The 20,573-nt window shown below is 55.0% G+C and carries 20 protein-coding genes; 1 reads left to right on the top strand and 19 read right to left on the bottom strand.

Annotated features, from left to right (window positions below; all coding sequences use genetic code 11):
• Positions 1–38: 38 nt before the first annotated feature.
• The 9 genes from ACULM0_RS00615 to hcp all read right to left on the bottom strand — a co-directional run bounded on the left by ACULM0_RS00615 (position 39) and on the right by hcp (position 7,363).
• The gene (locus tag ACULM0_RS00615; RefSeq protein ID WP_463678519.1) at positions 39–494 is read right to left on the bottom strand and encodes a hypothetical protein; all 456 of its coding nucleotides are present in this window, start codon (positions 492–494) and stop codon (positions 39–41) included.
• 2 nt (positions 495–496) lie between these two features.
• Positions 497–760, bottom strand: coding sequence for an EscU/YscU/HrcU family type III secretion system export apparatus switch protein (locus tag ACULM0_RS00610; RefSeq protein ID WP_463678518.1), 264 nt, complete (start codon positions 758–760; stop codon positions 497–499).
• A gap of 5 nt (positions 761–765) precedes the next feature.
• Entirely contained in the window at positions 766–2,223 is a 1,458-nt protein-coding gene (locus ACULM0_RS00605) for a hypothetical protein (RefSeq protein ID WP_463678517.1), read from the bottom strand.
• A 31-nt stretch (positions 2,224–2,254) separates the two neighbouring features.
• Positions 2,255–2,998 carry a ribonuclease HII gene (locus ACULM0_RS00600; protein WP_463678516.1) on the bottom strand — a complete coding sequence of 248 codons (744 nt, stop codon included), beginning with the start codon at positions 2,996–2,998 and terminating at the stop codon, positions 2,255–2,257.
• Positions 2,995–3,852 (bottom strand): ribosome biogenesis GTPase YlqF, encoded by an 858-nt coding sequence (gene ylqF, locus ACULM0_RS00595; protein ID WP_463678515.1) that lies wholly within the window; start codon positions 3,850–3,852, stop codon positions 2,995–2,997. Before ylqF ends, ACULM0_RS00600 begins: the two co-directional genes overlap by 4 nt.
• Positions 3,853–3,987: 135 nt before the next feature.
• Positions 3,988–4,332, bottom strand: coding sequence for a 50S ribosomal protein L19 (rplS, locus tag ACULM0_RS00590; protein WP_463678514.1), 345 nt, complete (start codon positions 4,330–4,332; stop codon positions 3,988–3,990).
• A gap of 93 nt (positions 4,333–4,425) precedes the next feature.
• Positions 4,426–5,163 carry a tRNA (guanosine(37)-N1)-methyltransferase TrmD gene (gene trmD / locus ACULM0_RS00585; protein ID WP_463678513.1) on the bottom strand — a complete coding sequence of 246 codons (738 nt, stop codon included), beginning with the start codon at positions 5,161–5,163 and terminating at the stop codon, positions 4,426–4,428.
• Positions 5,160–5,645, bottom strand: coding sequence for a ribosome maturation factor RimM (gene rimM / locus ACULM0_RS00580; protein WP_463678512.1), 486 nt, complete (start codon positions 5,643–5,645; stop codon positions 5,160–5,162). Before rimM ends, trmD begins: the two co-directional genes overlap by 4 nt.
• Positions 5,646–5,725: 80 nt before the next feature.
• A complete protein-coding gene (gene hcp, locus ACULM0_RS00575) occupies positions 5,726–7,363 on the bottom strand; it encodes a hydroxylamine reductase (RefSeq protein ID WP_463678511.1) in 1,638 nt (545 codons plus the stop codon).
• 105 nt (positions 7,364–7,468) lie between these two features.
• Here hcp and ACULM0_RS00570 point away from each other — a divergent pair, with 105 nt between their 5' ends.
• On the top strand, positions 7,469–8,134 hold the full coding sequence (locus tag ACULM0_RS00570) for a Crp/Fnr family transcriptional regulator (protein WP_463678510.1): 666 nt from the start codon (positions 7,469–7,471) through the stop codon (positions 8,132–8,134).
• Between the two features lie 62 nt (positions 8,135–8,196).
• Here the strand turns inward: ACULM0_RS00570 and ACULM0_RS00565 are convergent, their stop codons facing one another.
• The 10 genes from ACULM0_RS00565 to fabF form a co-directional block, all read right to left on the bottom strand.
• Positions 8,197–10,347, bottom strand: coding sequence for a methyl-accepting chemotaxis protein (locus tag ACULM0_RS00565; RefSeq protein WP_463678509.1), 2,151 nt, complete (start codon positions 10,345–10,347; stop codon positions 8,197–8,199).
• Between the two features lie 82 nt (positions 10,348–10,429).
• Positions 10,430–10,660 (bottom strand): KH domain-containing protein, encoded by a 231-nt coding sequence (locus ACULM0_RS00560; protein ID WP_463678508.1) that lies wholly within the window; start codon positions 10,658–10,660, stop codon positions 10,430–10,432.
• Positions 10,661–10,686: 26 nt separating this feature from the next.
• Entirely contained in the window at positions 10,687–10,956 is a 270-nt protein-coding gene (gene rpsP, locus ACULM0_RS00555) for a 30S ribosomal protein S16 (protein WP_463678507.1), read from the bottom strand.
• 58 nt (positions 10,957–11,014) lie between these two features.
• Positions 11,015–12,361 (bottom strand): signal recognition particle protein, encoded by a 1,347-nt coding sequence (ffh, locus tag ACULM0_RS00550; RefSeq protein WP_463678506.1) that lies wholly within the window; start codon positions 12,359–12,361, stop codon positions 11,015–11,017.
• Positions 12,362–12,373: 12 nt separating this feature from the next.
• Positions 12,374–12,751, bottom strand: coding sequence for a putative DNA-binding protein (locus ACULM0_RS00545; RefSeq protein ID WP_463678505.1), 378 nt, complete (start codon positions 12,749–12,751; stop codon positions 12,374–12,376).
• Between the two features lie 56 nt (positions 12,752–12,807).
• Complete coding sequence (gene ftsY, locus ACULM0_RS00540) at positions 12,808–13,902, bottom strand: signal recognition particle-docking protein FtsY (RefSeq protein ID WP_463678504.1); 1,095 nt, start codon at positions 13,900–13,902, stop codon at positions 12,808–12,810.
• Positions 13,895–17,473, bottom strand: coding sequence for a chromosome segregation protein SMC (smc, locus tag ACULM0_RS00535; protein ID WP_463678503.1), 3,579 nt, complete (start codon positions 17,471–17,473; stop codon positions 13,895–13,897). The genes ftsY and smc overlap by 8 nt, the downstream gene beginning before the upstream one ends.
• Positions 17,464–18,489, bottom strand: coding sequence for an elongator complex protein 3 (locus ACULM0_RS00530; RefSeq protein ID WP_463678502.1), 1,026 nt, complete (start codon positions 18,487–18,489; stop codon positions 17,464–17,466). Before ACULM0_RS00530 ends, smc begins: the two co-directional genes overlap by 10 nt.
• A complete protein-coding gene (gene rnc, locus ACULM0_RS00525) occupies positions 18,470–19,165 on the bottom strand; it encodes a ribonuclease III (RefSeq protein ID WP_463678501.1) in 696 nt (231 codons plus the stop codon). The genes ACULM0_RS00530 and rnc overlap by 20 nt, the downstream gene beginning before the upstream one ends.
• Before the next feature lie 159 nt (positions 19,166–19,324).
• Positions 19,325–20,569: a beta-ketoacyl-ACP synthase II gene (gene fabF, locus ACULM0_RS00520; RefSeq protein WP_463678500.1), complete on the bottom strand. Its 1,245-nt coding sequence runs from the start codon at positions 20,567–20,569 to the stop codon at positions 19,325–19,327.
• Between the last annotated feature and the right edge of the window lie 4 nt (positions 20,570–20,573).

Raw genomic sequence — 20,573 nt, 5'->3', positions numbered from 1 at the left:
TCATTACCATTATATGGCAAATAAGGGGGCGTTGCAACTCATCCGATGAGCTTGCCTTCGTCGTTCACCTGCGCATCGAGTGCATAGAGTGTCACCAGATCTTGGTGCATCAAGAAATTGCGGTTCTTGCGGTTCTGTTCTACAATCGCCTGCAAGAGCTGTCGACGGTCTTCAATGGCTGGCTTAAGGGTCACCATTTCGTCTCCGAAAACAGCCACCACCCACCGGGTGTTCTTCTTGGTCAGAGTCAACATCGTCATATCTTTAAAGGGATACCTTCTGTCGACGGTATCACCCTTGAGAATCTCCAGCGCATCTTCTGTCACCCGATACTTTCGCTTGAGCAACTTGAGCGTATCCTTTCCGAAGAACAGAATGAAGATGGTTCCGATGATATAGGTATAGAGTCCGGGGTAGACCAATAAAAATGAAGCGAAAAAAATAATGACGAGCACCTGCAACAGGATGGTCCTCCGTTTGATCTGAAATTCCAAGACTATCGTGCCTCCTCCTGATCGATCCGCGCGATGAAAGCGAGCACACCCGCCACCGCTTCGTAGAGTTCATAGGGGATCTCTTCCCCCAGCGCTAGGGCCGCCAATTGATCGGCCAACTGTTCATCCTCGTAGACGGGGATCTGCTGTTCCCCGGCGATCTCGAGAATCTTCTCGGCAATGTAGCCCTCACCGCTCGCCACCACCCTTGGTGCGTACTGGGCGCCGGGTCTGTACTGAAGGGCCGCTGCTTTTTTCTTTTTCACATCACTCACACCCTCGCGTCGATGGTGGCATAAGCATCCGGTGTCATATCGAAGAAAGCCTCTTTGATCGAAGGCTCTTCTTCCACCACTGCCTGCACCCGAATATCTTGTAGGCCCAGGGGCTCTAGGATGCGCTCTAGCTCGTCCAGCGCGCCTTCGACCCTTAGCCTGGCCCCTTCGGTCGCGAGCTTGAAGGTCAGGTCCAGGTATCTCTTATCATAGGAAAAGAGGACCTTCACGCGGTCGAGGAAGTGGGTATCGAGCCCGATATAGAGGGTGATGGGCGCATCGGGATCCTTCCGATTACCTCGTTTTTTCACGAAGAGATCCATGCCGAGCACAGCATCCCGCCTCTCTAGGGGCACGTGTACAAAATGGTACTGGTCCTGGAGACGTACCAGAAAATCCATCTTCTCACGATAGGTCTCCAGGTGCGTCTGCAGTCGCTCCGCTTCTTCTCCGTGCCCCTTTTCAGTGGCCGCGCGCACCAGGTTCTCCAACAACCTCGTCACCGCCTGCTCTTCATTCTTCTCATTAGAAAGCGCATCCAAAATTTCCGGCCGCACATCCGCCTGGGCGAGCAACTGTTCGAGACCGCGGACAAGCGCACTCAAATCTCGCGTTGCGGGTGAGCCGGCGAAGACCGTTCGATCGAGTAAAAACAACTGCTTGAGCGTTAGATCTCCACCCGCCTTCGTCAAGAGGACGAGCGCCTCGGTCAACCGCTCGCCACTATCCACCATTCGGACGAGCGTCTCGAGCGTCTCACCGCGGTCGGTGACAGGCTGTTCCGCGGCTTCAAGGGTGTTCATGAGCGCTGGTAGGACCCGGAAGACCTCTTTCATCGGCAAATCGAAAGCACGTTGCACCTGAGGAGCCTGTTCATTGGCTGGCTTCTGCTCTACCTTGGCCGCCGAAGCACTCCCGCCTAGGTCCCCTTGGACCGGATGAGGATCCGCGGTCTTATGCATGACCGACTTTCCCTGACCCTCAGATGCCTGTGGTAGCAGGACACGGGTCAACTGATCGACGATCTCCCGCGTCATGAACTGGCCGAGTTTCACGCTCTGGAAGGCCTCTTTGGTCAAGGGCAGCCCCCCGCGGATCATGGTCTGGAGAATGCGACCGCTCTCTTCGTTCAGCGGAATATCCAGTGTTCTGGCCAGTTGCTCTATCACTTGCTGATCCGAAGGCGCCGGTGGAGCCACGGACGCGGGACGGGCGATCAGCACATCGCCCTCGCGACTGGTCATCTCCAGCACGAGAGACTCGCCAGGTACCAGCTGCAGATCGGAGGTATTGGCGACACGCGCCCGTTCTCCGGCTAGACTGAGCAGGACGGTCTCCCCCGTGACACGAAGGACCTTTGCCTCCACGCGGTCACCCACACGAAGTAGCTCGACCAGGTTCGGACGATCAACACTTTGCAGGAGCATACGGTGCAGTTGCGATTGAACGCGCATTCAGACCACGGCCTTTCAAGGGAACCTTTGTCTACAAGAAGGATCTCCGGTGGATGGGCGAAGGACCCAATCGGGTGAGGGCCTCGTAATGCTTCTGGGTACCGTAGCCTTTGTGGGAGGTGAAATCGTAACCGGGGTGGCTGTGGTCCATCTCGATCATGATCCGGTCTCTGGTCACCTTTGCGAGGACTGAGGCCGCTGCTATACAGGCGCTCTTTTCATCCCCGCGGATGATACTGGTCACCGGCACAGGGAACTGTGCGAAGCGCACGGCGTCGATGAGGGCCAGCTCACAGAGAACCCCGAGTTGATCTAAGGCCTGTCCCATGGCCAGTTTCGTCGCCTCAAGGATGTTGATGCGATCGATGGTCTTATGGTCCACGATCCCGACACCAAAGGCGATCGCCTCCTCGCGGATGAAGTCAAAGAGGCGGTCTCGTTCGGCTGCCGATAACTTTTTCGAGTCATCGAGCCCCAGAATTTCCATCTCCGCGGGGAGGATAACAGCGGCCGCGACGACGGGGCCGGCCAAAGGTCCTCGACCCGCTTCATCGATCCCACAGATCACGGTGCGATCACCGTGGCCCCGATCGAAATCCGCGAGCCCCTTGGCATGGATACGTTTCGCCTCCTCTAAAGCGGCCAATCTTTTGGTGCTATCGATCAATCGCTGTACTCCTTTTCTCTCGTCGGCAGCATAAGGTGCGAGGTAACGCATCTGTTCTGCGGTGGAGAGACCCTCGAGTTCTTCGCGTAGCGTGGCGATGGGTTTCACGCCTCCTCATCCTCCGGCTTTTCAAGGGAGACCTGTCCTAGGATTCCCTTTCGAAACTCATCGAGCACCAGTACGGCCACCTTGTGGTAATCCACTTCGTCGCCCGGAAGCACACAGCCGCGTCGCCGACCAATGGCATCCATGGTTTCAATGGTCTCCCTTTCTTCTAATTGCAGATCATAGCGACTCGCCAGCACCTCGGGGTATTTGATCTCGAGGAACTTGATCAGATGAAAAGCAAGGTTCTCGATGTCCATGATCTCGTCCTTGATGGCCCCCGTATAGGCCAGCTTCATCCCGACTTCCTCATCGTCGATCTTGGGCCACAGGATACCCGGCGTGTCGAAGAGCTCGAGGCCCTTTCTGATTCGAATCCACTGCTTCCCCTTGGTCACGCCCGGTTTGTTCCCCGTCTTAGCGGTCTTCTTGCCGGCCAGCTTGTTGATCAGTGAAGATTTTCCCACGTTGGGGATCCCCACGATCATCACGCGGATGGCCCTAGGTTTCCTTCCCTTGGCCGCCATGGCCTCGTGAATGTCGGCACAGCTGGTTTTCACCTCGTGCAGGAGACGGTTCACACCGAAGCCATTCACCGAGTTGATGGGGATCGCCTTGATGCGCTTCTGATTGTAATGCGCCACCCACTCGTCAACGACTTCGGGATCCGCCAGATCGAATTTGTTCAGGGCTACGATCCGTTTCTTGTCACCGATCAGCTCATCGAGCTGCGGATTCCGACTGCTCTCGGGGATCCGTGCATCTAAAAGTTCCACCACCACATCGATGAGTTTCAAGTGATCGGTGATCAGGTCTTTCGTTTTCTTCATGTGTCCTGGGTACCAATTGATTTTCAAAGCGTGTCACCTCATTTCCCTACTATTATAACATAGGCCCACCGACCTACGATTGGCTCTTTAAAAAAGAGAGGGGAACGCGCGTGCGTCCCCCTCGCCGGGCGCGAAAAAAGGGCCGATAAACAGCCCCTGTTTCTAGTACATTCTCTCTTTGACCTTCGCAGCTTTACCGACTCGCTGTCTGAGGTAGTTGATGCGAGCACGTCGCACTTTACCACGTCTTGTGACAACGATCTTGTCGATTTTAGGCGAATGGAGCGGAAGTGTCTTCTCAACACCCACACCGGATGAGATCTTGCGAACGGTAAACGTCTCGCCGATTCCGCCACCCTGGCGTTTCATCACGATGCCCTCGAAGATCTGGATACGCTCTCGCTTACCCTCGACAACCTTCAGGTGCACCTGAACCGTGTCACCTACGTTAAAGGCAACGAGATCCTGTTTCATTTGTTCCTTCTCGATTTGCTGAATAATATTCATCGTGTATTACCCTCCCTTCGTTATAGACGTTCATTAGCGCGGGAAGCACCAGAGGACCGTCCGTAATACAACTATTGAATTATACCACAGATCCTATCGTCTGTTCAACCGTTTCCTGATCAAACCCTTGATTTTTTCAGGCCGCCTCGGATCATCGAGGTAGGTCTCGATGAGATCAGGTCTCTTCATGAGGGTCTCGTCGATAGCCCGCTCGAGCCGCCAGGCTGCGATGGCCTTGTGGTCACCGGATAGAAGGACGTCGGGAACAGGCCTTTTTTCATACTCTCTAGGCCGCGTATAATGATCGTGCTCCAGCAGTCCGTCCATGAAGGATTCTTCCAGAAAGGAATCCCCTTTTCCGAGCACACCTTCGAGCAGACGGCTGGTGGCGTCGATCACCACCATGGCAGCGAGCTCCCCACCGGTCAGCACATAGTCTCCAATGGAGATCTCCTCGTCTACCCACTTATCGAGAATACGCTGGTCGACACCCTCGTAGTGACCGCAGAGAAGTACCAAGTGCTCTTTCTCGGCGAGGTCCATCACCTTCTGCTGGTCGAGCCTGCGACCCTTGGGCGTAAGGTAGACCACGTGCGCTCGTTCTGACGTCACATCCTTTATGGCGTCATCGATAGGCTGTGGGGTCATGACCATACCTGCACCACCACCATAGGGAGATTCATCGACGCGCCGGTGCTTGTTCTTCGCATAGGCTCGTATGTCGTGAACGCCCACGGTCATGCGCTCTTTCTCCAGACCGATGCGAATCATGCTGGTGGAGAGAAAACCCCCGAACATCTCGGGGAAAAGCGTCAGCACATCGAACCTCACGCCCTCCACCCTTCTGGGGGATCGATGAGAATCTGCTTCTTCTCCCGATCGATCGATCGGATGAAGGCCTTGACACCGGGAAGCAAGTACTCTGCTCCCTCGCTACCGCTGATCACGTAGAGGGGCTGGGCCGTTTCCGTCAGCACATCCTTCAGCGTACCGACGTGCTCCCCATCGACCGTGATCACGGCGGAGCCCACTAGTTCCGACACATAGTAGGTATCAGGTTCGTCGATCTGTTGCCTTTCGGCGTACACAGCCGATCCTTTGAAGGGTTCGATCGCGTTGATATCATCGATCCCTTCAATTTTCAGGATGAACAGATTCTTGTGCTTTCGGACGGAGGCCACCTCAAGAGGGCCGCTGGGGCCGCGCTCGAGATAAATCTCGCTATACTCGAAAGTCTCATCGTTCGACTTCACTTTGATCTCACCGCGTATGCCGTGGGTGTTAACATAGGTTCCCACACGAATTCTTTCCATTCAAACCACGCTCCTTAACAGCGCTAATTATACCACAAAAAAGGAAACCCCCGAAAGGGGATTCCCAAATCCAAAGGATCTTATGCGAGGAACATGTTGATGTCTTCGTCCACTTCGCCGATACCTGCGATTCCGAAGTTCTCCACGAGCACATTCGTCACGTTCTCCGAGAGGAATGCGGGCAGCGCGGGACCGAGGTGGATGTTTTTCACACCCAGCGAGAGGAGGGCGAGCAGGACGATAACGGCCTTTTGCTCGTACCATGCAATGTTGTAGCTGATGGGCAGTTCGTTGATATCGTTGAGTTCAAAGACTTCCTTGAGCTTGAGCGCGATCACGGCGAGCGAGTAGGAATCGTTGCACTGACCGGCATCGAGGACGCGCGGGATACCACCGATATCGCCGAGGCCCAGCTTGTTGTAACGGTACTTGGCGCAACCGGCCGTCAGGATCACGGTATCATTCGGCAGCCTGTCGGCGAACTTTGTGTAGTAGTCACGGCTCTTCATCCGACCATCACAGCCTGCCATCACGAAGAACTGCTTGATCGCACCGGTCTTCACAGCGTCGACGACTTTATCGGCCAGAGCCATCACCTGGTCGTGGGCGAATCCACCGACGATGGATCCTGTTTCGATTTCTACGGGAGCAGGAAGCGTCTTGGCGAGTTCGATGATCTTGGAGAAATCCTTGTCGCCATCTGCATTGGCCACGAAGTGCTCGGCACCCGGCCAGCCTGCTGAACCTGTGGTGAAAATACGATCTTTGTAGCTATCCTTCACGGGAACAATACAATTCGTCGTCATGAGGATCGGGCCGTTGAAGCTCTCGAACTCCTTGTCCTGCTTCCACCATGCGTTTCCGTAGTTGCCAACGAAATGCTCGTATTTTTTAAACTTGGGGTAATAATTTGCTGGGAGCATCTCAGAGTGGGTGTAGACATCGACACCCGTTCCCTCGGTCTGCTCGAGCAGGCGTTCCATATCCTTGAGATCGTGACCGCTGATCAGAATCGCGGGGTTATTACGCACGCCGATGTTGACTTCCGTAATCTCCGGGTTACCGTACACAGATGTGTTGGCCTTGTCGAGGAGCGCCATGACATTCACGCCGTTCTCGCCGGTTTTCAGGGTCAGTGCAACGAGCTCATCCACTGAGAGGTCCTTCGTGAGGATCGCATCGAGAGCCTCTTCCATGAAGTCTTCAACGGCAACATCCTGGTGCTTGAGGTTGAAGGCATGCTCAGCATAGGCGGCCATTCCCTTGAGACCGTAGGTGATGAGTTCTTTGAGCGAACGGATATCTTCGTTCTCTTCCGACAGGACCCCTACGGTTTCTGCCTTTTCAAGCATCTCTTCTTCCGTGGCACCTGTCCATGTGACCGCATCGTGGTCATTGACATCTACACCGGCATTCTTTAGCAGGGTGGCCAGTTCATCACGAAGGGCAATGGTCTTCTTGATCTTCACGATAATCGCCTCGGGATCAAAGTTGGCGTTTGTGATGGTCGTGAACAGATTATCCTTTACAGCGAAACGCGCACGCTCATCGGGATCGTTTTGCTTTCTATAGACTTGATGTACGTGGGAAAGACCCTTGGTCAGGTAGATCAGCAGGTCTTGAAGCTTGGCAACTTCGTCAGATTTTCCGCATACACCGCGGACCGTACAGCCAACACCTTTAGCCGCTTCTTGACACTGATAACAAAACATACTCATTTTGTACATTCCTCCTCGTTTGTTGGTTTCCAAACTGTTTGTAAGTATATTATAATGAAAAGGGTTACGAACCGATGTAACGCTTGTTACAAAAAGGAGGTCCCTTTGAAAATACTCGCGAAATCCGTGCTTTTCAAGCACTTTTCAGAAGAACAGATTCAACACGTGCTAACCTTCCTCGACACGAAGGAAGAAACCTACACCAAAGGTGAGGTGCTCTTCTTCGAGGGAGACGTCTGTGAACATCTGGGGATTGTCACCGAAGGCAGCGTGGAACTACAGACCATCTTTCCCACTGGCAAGGTGATCACGCATCTGGAGATGAAAGCCCCCAGCGTTTTCGGAGAAGCGCTGATCTACGGTAGCCACAACAACTATCCCGTGACGGTCATCGCCAGTTCCAAGTGCCGGGTGCTCTTGGTCGACAGGGAGAAACTCATCCACGGGCTGACGCACCATCCGATCCTCCTGTCTAATTTCCTCGAACTCCTGAGCCAAAAGCTCTTCATGATGAACGACAAAATCAAACTGCTCTCCCTTGATACCATCCGTAAAAAACTGTCGATGTTCTTCCTCGGAGAATACAAGCGACAGAAGAGTACGATGCTCACGATCTCACTGACCCAAAAGGAACTCGCCGAGCATCTGGCGATCCAGCGCCCCTCACTCTCGAGAGAACTCCTGAAGATGAAAGAGGAGGGAGTCATCGACTACTACAAGGATTCGATCAAACTCCTATCGATCGATGCTCTGGAGAGCTCCCTGCTTTGAACCACCACCGGTACGAAAGATGAAACCGCCCGCTATGCATAGGAAATAGCGGGCGGTTTTTCTTATACTTTGAATTGTCCTAGGGAGTCGCGAAGGCTCTCGGCCTCTGCGGCCAGGTGTGCGATCTTCTGGTTCAGCTCGTTCATCGTGGCCGTCTGCTCCTCCACCGAGGCAGAGACCTGAACGGTGCTCGCCGCTGTGTTCTCGGCCACGGAGTGAATCTGATCCACGAGTTCGACCACCTTGTTCTTGAGTCCGTCGAAATTACCCATGGCGCCATAGACCCCGTCGATCTGACCGGCGGTTTCCTCCACCGAATGCTCTAGTGTCTTGAAGACAGTCTGGGTATCAGAGAAGGCACGGTCTTGTTCTTGCACCGTCTGCTCCGTAGTCTTTACAACGTTGACGGCACGCTTCGTTTCATTTTGAATGGAAGAAACGATGTCCTTGATCTCTCCAGCAGAGACCGAGGACTCCTCGGCCAGTTTACGGATTTCTTCCGCCACGACGGCAAATCCGCGACCGTGCTCTCCCGCCCTGGCGGCCTCTATGGACGCGTTGAGGGCAAGCAGGTTGGTCTGCTCGGCGATATCATCGATGGCATCGGTAAACTCGTTGATCTTGAAGACGCGATCGTTGAGTTCCCCGATGATCCGGCCGATATCACCGACCGAAGCAACCGTGTGCTCTTGCTTTTCGATCAGGGTGGTCATCACCTGCATGCCGTGTTTGTTCTGTTCGGTCATGCCCTGCACGGTATCGCGCATGATCTTGGTCTTCTCGACGATCGCCTTTGACTCGCCGTCGAGGGCCGTCGTGGCCTCCACACCGCGCATGGTAGCGCTCACTTGTTCACCGGCGCCCGCAGAAATATCCTCTGTGGTCTCGGCCACCTGCTCGATGGCCAGCGTGGTTTGTCCGATCATCTCGGAGATGAGAGCGCTTGTGCTCGAGACCGACTCGCTGATGCCCCTTGCATTCTGCACGAGATCCTTGAGCTTGTCCACCATAAGATTAAAGGTCGTGGCCAGTTCTCCGATTTCGTCCTTCGTGGTCACCGCGGCCTCTACGGAAAGATCACCCGTCGCCACACCTTCCATGTCCTCACGGAGACGTTTGATGGGATGCGTCAGGTAGTTGGCCACGAGAAGCGTCAGGAGAAGTGCCGCCACCACGACGCCGGCCAGCGTTTTCATCGCCGCTGCCAACATGGCGTTGAGCGACGCGTAGACCAGGTCGTGGTGCTTCATGATCAGCACCTTGACCCCGAGATCGGGACGGTCGATGTAGCTGACGGCATAGGTGCCGTCAAAGCGGTCATCCCTGATGCTGAAATCATAGACCCTGCGGGTTTCTTCCATGGCGTTGATCAGATATTTTCCGTCGCCCTTCGCCAGGATGAAGGCCTCACCGGGCATCCCCTCAACGTTGGCGTAACGCACGGTGTTGTCACGATTGAGGACGAAGACCTGCGTCCCATCTTCAATGCTCTCGACCTGGTTCTGCATGACAGAGTGCTGTTTTCTATCGAAATCAGCCAGTTCAACCAGCAGGGTGTCCAGGTAATTCCCAGTCCCGATGAAAAAGTCAAAGGGCTCATGAACGCCCACATAGCCTCGTTTCTGCTCCGGCACGGTAGATCCGGGTTTGGGGAAGTAATAATCGAGATAGGTGTAGCCGAAGGACTCGGCGCCGTCCACAAACTCCTGGACGATCATCGTGCCATTCACGTCGGATAAGTTCGCCCGCGAGGTTCCCTCCACAGAAGGATCCGGTGGCAAGAGCACGCTTTTGTAATCGCCGTCGTCGATCCAGAAGTAGTTACCGTCGTCATACCGCAGGGGACGTACCAACTCCACGGCCTCCGCTCGGTAGGCTTCGTAAAGCGCCTGTCGCTCCTCAGCTGTCTCCACCCTTGCCGCTTCCGCGAGGTACTGGTCGTACACATGGTCCACTAGGCTCAGGACCGTGTCGACCTCATGCTTGATCAGGACATCGTAATCCTTGAGCAGCTGAGCCTCTAGGATCTTCCGGTTTTCCTCCTGTACCTCTAGGTTGTCTTCGATAGATGCCAGTCGCTGGTTGAGTTGCTCCTCGACCATGATCCCCAGTTCTTTCCTGGCAACGTTCGAGACGAAGTAATTTTGCACAAACAAAGAACCGATCACGAGTACCGCGATCAACAACAACAATTTTCCTCTTATGCTACGCATCGGATCCCCCCTCTTTATAGATTGCCTTGATTATAACGCAAAGGAACAAGAAAACCCATCGTTCGCACGATGGGTTTTCTCGTTATTGGACAATTTCAACGACGACGCGCATATCTTCTTTCGTCGCTGCGGCCTTTACGACCGTTCGGATCGCCTTGGCGATGCGGCCTTGCTTTCCAATGACCTTGCCCATATCGTCCTCGTGGACCTTGAGCTCAACGATCATCGATCGCTTACCCTCCACTTCCTTGACCTCTACGGCCTCGGGGTGGTCGACCAGTGCCTGGGCAATCACTCTTACCAATTCACCCATGGATGATACACCTTCTTCCGATGCGTTTACTTGTTTGTTTTCGCTTCTTCAAACTTCTCGTAAACACCGTGCTTTTTGAAAAGTACTTTGACCGTCTCAGACGGCTGCGCACCATTCAGAAGCCATTTAACGGCGGACTCATCATTGATCTTGACCTGCTCTTTATCGAGCGGGTTGTAGTAACCGATCTCCTCGATGAACTTACCATCTCTCGGGGAACGGGAGTCAGCGACGACTAATCTATAGAAAGGTCTTTTGTTTGCTCCCATACGCTTCATGCGGATTTTAACTGCCATGTTTGTCACCTCCTCTTCCTTAAAATGTCATCTATCTTCTAACATCTTACTTGAGATGCTAAAAACTAAAGGGTAATTTCATTCCTCCACCGCCACGCTTCATCTTCTTATCCATGCCGGCAAAGTTCTTCATCATTTTCTTCATCTGCTTGAACTGCTTCAGCAGCTTGTTCACATCGGCCACCTGGGTGCCGCTGCCATCGGCAATGCGCTTGCGGCGAGAACTCTTGATCAACTCGGGTTCTCTTCTCTCTTGAGGGGTCATCGACAGGATGATCGCCTCGAGCCGAGCGAACTCTCTCTCGTCCACGTTGATCCCCTGGAGGGCCTTGTTGTTCATGCCCGGAAGCATACCCAGGATATCTTGCATGGGCCCCATGTTCTTGAACTGCTGGAGCTGATCGAGGAAGTCCTCGAGATCAAAGGTTTGGTTCTTCATTTTCTGCTCGAGATTCTTCACCTTGTCGGCGTCGAAGCTTTGCTCGGCCTTCTCGATGAGCGAAAGTACATCGCCCATACCCAGGATACGTGAGGCCATCCGGTCCGGATGGAAAGGTTCGAGATCCGTGAGCTTTTCACCCACACCGACGTACTTGATAGGCTTGCCTGTAACAGCGCGTACACTGAGTGCAGCTCCGCCGCGGGCATCTCCATCGAGCTTGGTTAAGATGACACCGTCGATCGACAGGCGACCATCAAAGGATTCCGCAACGTTCACGGCATCCTGACCCGTCATGGCGTCGAGCACCAAGAGGATCTCCGTGGGGTCCACGGCTTCCTTGATCGCATCGAGCTCATCCATCAGGGCTTCATCGATGTGCAGACGCCCTGCTGTATCCAGGAAGACCACATCGTTGCCATGACGCTTGGCGTGCTCGATCCCTGCCTTGGCGATGTCCACGGGGCTGACCTGGTCTCCTAGGGAGAATACCGGTAGATCGAGCTGCTCACCCACGACCTGCAGCTGCTTGATTGCGGCCGGTCTGTAAATATCACAGGCCACGAGCAGCGGGCGCTTGCCATCTTTCTTGAGCTGGGCACCGAGCTTTCCGGTGGTGGTCGTTTTACCGGCCCCCTGTAGTCCCGTCATCATGTAGATCGTCGGGGGTTTCGAGGAAAAGGTCAGCTTCTCCTGCGACGTGCCCATGAGCTCCGTGAGCTCTTCGTTGACAATCTTGATCACGTGTTGGGCTGGTGTCAGGCTCTTGAGCACTTCATCTCCGATGGCACGCTCGGTGACATCCTTGATAAAGGACTTGACGATCTTAAAGTTTACGTCCGCTTCGAGGAGCGCAAGTTTCACCTCTCGCATGGCAGCCTTGACGTCTTTTTCCGTCAGTTTGCCCTTGCCTTTGAGAGCGGCAAATGTATGTTGGAGTTTCTCGGATAAACCTTCAAAAACCAAGTGGTAACCTCCTTAAAGGGTTTCACTCTTTGTCTCGATGAGCTGGACCGCCTCTTTCTTGAGGGCGGCGAGTTCATCGCGTAAGTTGGCGGGGGAAAGTACTTCCACCCGATCGGTCAGATCATCCATCTTGGCGATCCAGCCGTCAATGGCGTCCTGCGCTCGCTTGAACTTGGCGAAGAGATTCAATTCCTCTTCATAGTGTTCGAGAAGCTTTTCCGAGCGTTTGACATTATCGTATACGGCCTGCCGGCTGATATCCATCAGTTCGCTGATCTCTGTGAAGCTCAGATCATTGTTCAGATAATACGCCAATACAGTCTGCTGTTTTTCGGTGAGCAGTTTACCGTAGAAGTCGAAAAGATAAAGCAGTCGAACCTTCTTGAGCATTTGATCACCTCACAGATATTCATTATAGACCAGTCTCTCTACCGTGTCAAGCCTTTTTACTTGACGATTTCTTCTCCCATGAGCGCGCCTGCAAAGGCCTCGGGATCGAAGGGCTGGAGGTCTTCGATCGACTCCCCGACGCCCACAAATCGTACGGGCAGGTCCAAGATGTGCGATACGCTGAGCACAGCGCCCCCCTTGGCCGACCCATCGAGCTTCGTGAGGACGATGCCGGTGATATTGGCCGCCTCCTTGAAGGTCTTCGCCTGGTGGATCGCATTCTGACCCGTGGTGGCATCGAGCACGAGGAGGACCTCCTTCTCTGCCTCCGGATACTCTCGGTCCACAATCTGGGCAATTTTCTCCAGCTCGCGCATCAGGTTTTTCTTGTTGTGCAGACGACCGGCTGTGTCGCAGATCAGCACGTCCGTCTTCTTGGCCTTGGCCGACTGAATAGCATCGAAGACGACAGCGGCAGGGTCTGATCCCTCGGTGTGTTTGATGACCGGGACTTGGACACGGTCCGCCCAGATGACCAACTGATCGATGGCAGCAGCGCGGAAAGTATCCGCCGCTGCCAGCAGCACCGACTTGCCGTTTTGCTTGAATCGATGGGCCATCTTGCCGATCGATGTGGTTTTACCCGCACCGTTGACACCGATCACCAGGATCACCAGTGGCTTGTTCTCTGGATGCACGGGCGCGTCGTGTGCCATCATCTCGGCCAGCACACGTCCGAGAACACCCTTGATCTGATGCGGATCCTTGATTTTCTCCTTCTCGAGGCGGTCCCGCAGGCGGTCGACGATTGCCATCGTGGTTTCCATCCCCACATCCGCTGTGATCAAGATCTCCTCTAGTTCCTCTAAAAGGTCCTCGTCGATTTCCCCGTAGTTGTTGATCATCTGATCGATCTGATCGGTGATCCCCTTCCTGGTTTTGTCCAGGCCCTCTTTGAGGCGCTTGAACAGGCCGACGGGTTCTGGGGACGCTTCGATCGCAGGCTCCGGTGTGGCCGTCTCGGCAGGAGGAGGTGTTTCTTCCTCTTCAGCGTCTACAGCGACTTCTTCGGATGCCTCCGTCGCTGGTTCGGCCTGGGGTTTCTCTTCGCTCTCCCCCTCGACCATCTTCTTAAACCATCCTTTAAGCATATTGTCCTCCTTCATAATCTTCGAGCTTCAGACTAACCACCTTGGAGACGCCATACTCCTCCATGGTGATTCCGTACAGGGCATCGGCGATCTCCATGGTCCCCTTTCGGTGTGTGATCACGAGAAACTGGGACCGATCCGTCATTTTCTTGAGAAAATCTGAAAAGCGATACACGTTCACATCATCCAGCGCCGCCTCGATCTCGTCGAGCACACAGAAGGGGGCCGGTTTGATCTTCAATATGGCGAAGAGCAGACTGATGGCCGTCAGGGCCTTTTCCCCCCCGGACAATAGATCGATGCTCTGTAGTTTTTTGCCCGGTGGCTGGGCGATGATGGCGATATCCGTTTCCAGTACATCTTCGGGATCCATGAGTTCCAAATCACAGAAGCCCCCGTTGAATAGATCGGTAAAGGTCTCCGTGAAGGCCACCCGAACTTTTTCGAAGTGCTCGAGAAATTGAGATTTCATCTGTCTATCCAGTGTGCGGACGACCCCAAGCAATTCCTTCTTGGCCGATAGTAAATCTTCCATCTGTGCGCTGAGAAAGATAAAACGCTCCTCCACTTCCTCGAATTCTTCAATGGCCTCCAGGTTCACACTGCCCAAGCGCGTGATGGCCGTCTTCAGGGTCTTCTCATCCTCTTCGATATCGGAGAGATCAAGATCTCTGTAGTTTTCAAAGGCAGAGGCGATGGACAGGTTGTACCGTTCGTAGACCTCTTCTTTGAGGTGTTCGAGATTCCCCTCGATTTTCGTGAGCGTGAGGGAAAGACCGTGCTCTTCTTCGCGCACGACCTCCAGGGACTCACTGAGGTGGCGGCTCTCTTCCCGCTTGGTGGCAAGTTCTGCTCGTGCAGTGTCCCGCTCCTCTATGGTCCGATGCCTACCGCTCTCAACAGCCTCTTTCTCCTGCCGCTTCTGTTCTATGGAAGCGCGCGCGTCCTCGAGCTGGCCGGCAAGGGACGATTTCTCGGCGCGCAGCTGGGCATGATCTGCAAAGCGACGCTCCAGGGCGATCTCGTCTTCCTTGAGTTCTGTCTCCAACTTGCGGAGCGCCGTCATTTTAAACTGTTTCGATTCCAGATCGCGGGTTCGCTCGATCTCAAGCGCTACTGCCGCTTCCCGCGCGCGCTCGTGCTCGCGATCGAGCGTTTTGATCGCGTCTTCGAGCGATCGCCGCTCCGCCCCGTAGGCTTCCCCTTCGGCAGCCAAGCCCTCGATGGCTTCTGTTTTCTCTCTGATGCTGTTTTTCTTCTGTTCGATCATCCTGCGTAGGTCGTTGAGCCTGTGGACGTCGCGATCCCGTTCCTTCTCAGACTTCTCGATCGATCGTTTGATCTGATCGATCTGAGCGCCCTGTACCTCGATACGGTAGTCCAGGGCTTCCTTCTCCTGCCCCGCAATGTCGAGGGTACGAACCAGATCACTTTCCTCCGTCTTGGCCCGAGCGAGGTCCTTCTGGACGCTCGTTATCTGACTTTCAAGATTTTTCAAATCCGTTTTCAACTGTACGATCTTGCGCTTTCTTTCCAAAATTCCGGAAGACCGTCCCTTTGAGCTGGCACCACCGGTGACGATTCCGCCCGGATTGATGATATCACCATCGAGGGTAACCACCCGCTGCCGGATCCGATGCTTCTTCACCAGCGTCTCCGCGGTTTCAAAATCACGCACCACGAGGATATGCCCGAGTAGGTAGCCAAAGAGTTTCTGGTGGATGGGATCGAACCGAACGAGATCCACACCCCGACCAAGGAGGCCCTCCTCAGCCATTACCTCTGGATTCAAAGAGACGCTCCTGTCCCGAATCTCATCGAGCGGGATGAAGCTCGTCCGTCCCATCCGTTTTTCCTTCAGCAGGCGTATCAGGTGTTTGACATCGGACAGATGCTCGCTCACCACGTACTGCAGGGAGCGACCCAGGGCCGTTTCGATGGCCTTCTCGTAGGTTTTCGGTACTTCTACGAGCTCGGCCACGACACCCAGCGTGCGCTGTTTTTCCCCCGGATGGTCGGCAAGGTGACCCATCAATCGCTTGACGGTGTAATCGTACCCTTCATAGGCTGCTTCGTAGCCGCGGAGAAGCTGTTGTTCGTTCCGCGTCTTCTCTCGGTTGACCTCCGCTTCTCTCAGCGAACCCTCAAAACCCCGGCGCTGTTCCCGGGCACTGTGAAGTTGCTCTTTCAACTGCGTCAGTTCAGCCGACAGGCCATCGCGTTTTTCTATGCGGACCTTCTGCTCTTGTGCCCTTGCCTTTAGTTGCTCCGCAAGGGTGTGGTTTTCACTTTCCTGTCCCGCGAGATCATCGGCTTGTTCCGCAGCCCTCCGCTCGTCGTCAGCAGCAAGTTCGACCAGGACCTCGCGTTCATTCGCAAGTTTCGATTCCAATCGCCGGTTGTTCTCGATCCTTTCAATCAGCCCCTCCAGCCGAGTAGCTCGATCGGACCGGTCCTGCTCTTCTGTGACCAGTTTTTCTCTGTGCGAGGCAAGTCTTTCCTCAGTACGGCTCAACGAGGCGTCGATTCCCTCGAGGTCTTTCACAAGGTCTCGCTGTTCTGCCTGTCGCTTGCCGTATTCCTCTTCGCGACGCTTCAAATCTTGCTCTACCTCGGTGAAGCGTCGGTTGATTTCCGTGATTTTTTCTTCGTTCAACGTCACGGTAGTCTTGAGGTCCGAAACCACCTCATCCAGATCCCGCAGGATCTGACCGCCGCGTTCGATTTCTTCGTTCTTCACGCTGACGGTTCGGTCGAGCGCCTCGATCTCTCTTTCGTAGCGTTCCCGTCGGGCCAGCTGGACCTCCAGGCCCTCTCGAAGTGAGGCGCGTTTCTTCTCTAGCTCACGCTGGTTCTTTCCGAGGTCTTCATAGTCGGCCGCTATGCGCTTGAGGTACTTCTTCTTGAGCTTTTCGGAAAGCTCCAGGTAGCGTTTCGCTTTTTCGGCCTGTTTCTTCAGCGGATCCCTGCGTTTTTTCAGTTCGCTCAGGATATCCTCCACGCGGATCAAGTTCTCTTCCGTCTTGGCCAGTTTCCTCTCCGCGATCTTCTTCTTTGCTTTGTATTTCGAGATGCCCGCGGCTTCTTCAAAGAGCAGTCTGCGGTCCTCACGGTTCTTGCTGAGCAGATCGTCGATCTGTCCCTGCCCGATGATCGAGTACCCGTCGGTCCCGATACCGGTGTCCATGAACAACTCCCGGATGTCGCGCAGGCGACAAAGGGTATTGTTGATCTTGTATTCTGATTCTCCGCTACGGTACACCTTGCGCTGCACTTTCACTTCTTTGAAATCCAGCGGGAAGTATCCCTCCGTGTTGTCAAAGACCAGGGCCACCTCCGCCAATCCGACGGATGAACGGGCCTTGGTACCGTTGAAGATGACATCTTCCATCTTTTGACTTCTCAGGGATTTGACCTTCTGCTCACCGAGCACCCATCGGATGGCATCGGTGATGTTGCTCTTTCCACTTCCATTCGGTCCAACGATACAGGTGATCCCGCTCTCGAAACCGACTTTCGTCAGATCGGCAAAGGATTTGAATCCCTTCATTTCGATTTTTCTCAGGTACACGTCTGCTCACCCCCTTCCTTTACACAAATCTGACCATCGCCCAGGCTCGGGTCTCCATGGACCACGAGGTCGATGTCTCTATTTTGAAAGTACTTGCTGATCTGTCGTTTGTATCCGGCGTAATCACCCTTCTCGCGGGTGGGCACCACTATCTCCAGCCGCCGCTGATCGGGTCCCACTAGCGCGCAGATGCGGCGGATCCGACGTTCGTCTGCAACCAGCTGCCCGAAGTTGCTGTGGATCGGTCCCGCCAGTACCGCCTTGTTGTCAATCAATCCTTCCGCGGGAAGACCCACCCGTAGACAGGAAATCCCCGCGGCCGCGCTAAGATCGAGGGCATCTGCCGTCCGCTGCACGGCCTCTACCGTGGTGAGCGGACGATAGGCCCCTCGTTCGTAACGTTCGCCGAGGGCGGTATCCGCGAGCACTACCGTGGGGTAGAGGCGAAGGGCCGCCGGCTCGAGGGCGAGGGCACGGGAGACGCTTTTGAGATCCGTAGGCGCGTCACTCCCGTCGAGCCCTAGCATCAACTGGAGCACCACGGGCATTCCGACCTGTTTCAATCGGTCGACCGCGCCCTCGATATCAGCCACACTGTGCCCGCGTCCGTTCTTCTTAAGCACCGCATCATCAAGACTCTGGGCACCAAGTTCAACGGCCACCACGGGATAAGCCAAGAGGAGGTCGATTTTTTCCTGATCGAGGTCGTCGGGACGCGTGGAGAGGCGAATGCCCGCCAGTTCTTCCTCCACCACGTAACGAGCGGCCAAATCCAGGCATTTTTTCTGGATCTGCACCGGAAGGGCGGTGAAAGTTCCCCCGAAGAAGGCGATTTCCACGGGACCCTGCCCGCGACCGTACAAATGGGTCTCGATGGTCTCGATCATCTCCGCCTCCGTCGGGAGCCCATGGGTCCCGGTGATGGTCTCCTGGCTACAGAAGGCGCATCGGTGCGGGCAGCCGATCCCGGGCATGAAGAGGGGGATACGCATCCCCTTAAACGCTCTGTCCTTCAAGGGTCCCGATCCCCACTTTCGCCGCTTCTTGTTCGGATTCTTTTTTGCTACGGCCCGTTCCGATGCCAATTTCCTTTCCGTTGAGCGTCACACGGGTGTGGAAGATCTTGCTGTGGTCAGGCCCTTCTTCCTTGACCACCTCGTAGACCAAGACCTGGTTCTTCTCTAGCTGCACGATCTCCTGCAGATGGGTTTTGTAGTCGATGAACACGCGTCCCTTCGTTGCATCCTCAATCTTCCGGTGGAAGTGCTCGAGAATAAAGGAACGGGCCGGCGCGATACCCCCGTCGAGATAAATGGCCGCGATGAGCGCCTCCATCGCGTCGGCCAATATGCTGATCCGATCCCGGCCGCCCGTGGCCTCTTCCCCGCGACCGAAGAACATGTATCGGCCCAGGTCCAGTCCCTTGGCGATTTCGCCGAGGGTTCTTTCGCACACCACGCGCGCGCGAATCTTGGTCAGCTCCCCTTCGGCCAGTTCAGGGTAGGCTGCGAAGAGATGATCGCTCACCACGATCCCAAGTACCGAGTCCCCTAGGAACTCGAGCCGTTCGTTGTGCAAAATCTTCTCGGACTTCATCTCGTTGGCGTAGGATGAGTGCGTCAGCGCTCTTTTCAAGTACTCTGCGTTCTCAAAGCTATAGCCGATGAGCGCTTGGATCTTTTCATAGGACATGCGTTACCTCCCTTTTCACTATCAAAAGGGTTTTTTAAAGGCACCGGTTCACCGGAAACTTTAAACAACCCTCATCAGAATCGTTCCACAGTCTATTTTACCGACATCGGAAGGAAAACACAAGGAGAGAAAAGGAGTAGAGAACCCACTTGGGGCCCCCTACTCCTTGAATGTACCGACAATGATACTGCCGTTATGCCCTCCGAATCCGAGGGAGTTGGACAGGGCGACCTCCACCTTCCGATGTTTTCCCTGATTGGGGACGACATCAAGGGGGACCTCCTCATCCTGATGTTGGACGTTGATCGTAGCGTGTACGTAGCCCTCCTGCATACCGAGCAGGGTCGCGATCAACTCCACACCACCCGATGCGCCGAGCAGGTGTCCCGTCATCGACTTCGTCGAGGAGACCGACAGAAGGGACGCGTGCTCTTTGAAGACCGAGAGGATCGCCTGGGTTTCGAACTTATCGTTGTAGGGCGTGCTCGTCCCGTGGGCATTGATGTAGTCCACATCCTCCGGTCGAAGGCCGGCGCGCTCGATCGCGCGCTTCATCGCGCGTGCGGCCCCTTCTCCACCGGGAGCTGGGCTCGTGATGTGGTAGGCATCAGCCGTGGCCCCGTACCCCAGCACCTCGCCGTAGATCTTCGCTCCCCTGGCCATCGCATGCTCGAGGGATTCGAAGACCAGCATACCGGCACCCTCGCCCATGACAAAACCATCGCGGTCGCGGTCGAAGGGACGCGAGGCCGTCGTGGGGTCGTCGTTACGCGTGCTCATGGCCTTCATCGTACAGAAACCCGCGAAGCCTAGGGGACTGATCGCAGCCTCCGCACCACCGGTGACCATGAAATCTGCATCGCCTCGGACGATGGTCTCGAAAGCCTCACCCATGGCGTGCGTTGCCGAGGCGCAGGCGGTGACCACGGTGCTGTTCGGGCCCTTGAGGCCGTGCTGCATAGCGATATAACCACTACCAATGTTCGTGATCATCATGGGTATCAGGAAGGGGCTCACCCGACCCGGCCCTTTATTGAGCAGTTTCTCGTGCTCCTTTTCGAGCGTCTCGATACCACCGATCCCAGAACCGATAATCACACCGGCGCGTTCCGCTTCAAAAGTACCTTCCGAGATTCCGGCATCCGTCATGGCCATGATCGATGCGGCTACGGCAAACTGACTGAAGCGGTCCATCCGACGTGCTTCTTTCTTCGACACGTAGGTCTCCGGATTGAAATCCTTGACTTCACAGGCAACGGTCGTCGCATACTCCGACGCATCGAATCGCGTGATCGTGGCCGCTCCGCTCACACCCTGCTTGAGAGCTTCGAAATAGGTGTCGAGACCGGTTCCGATCGGTGTGATGGCGCCCATGCCCGTAATCACTACCCTTTTTCTATCCATCGTG

It is taken from the genome of Halotolerantifilum yawarlongkerapense (genome assembly GCF_054506745.1).
The sequence above is the reverse complement of the archived record's forward strand: the minus strand, read 5'-3'. Positions and strand labels throughout refer to the sequence as shown.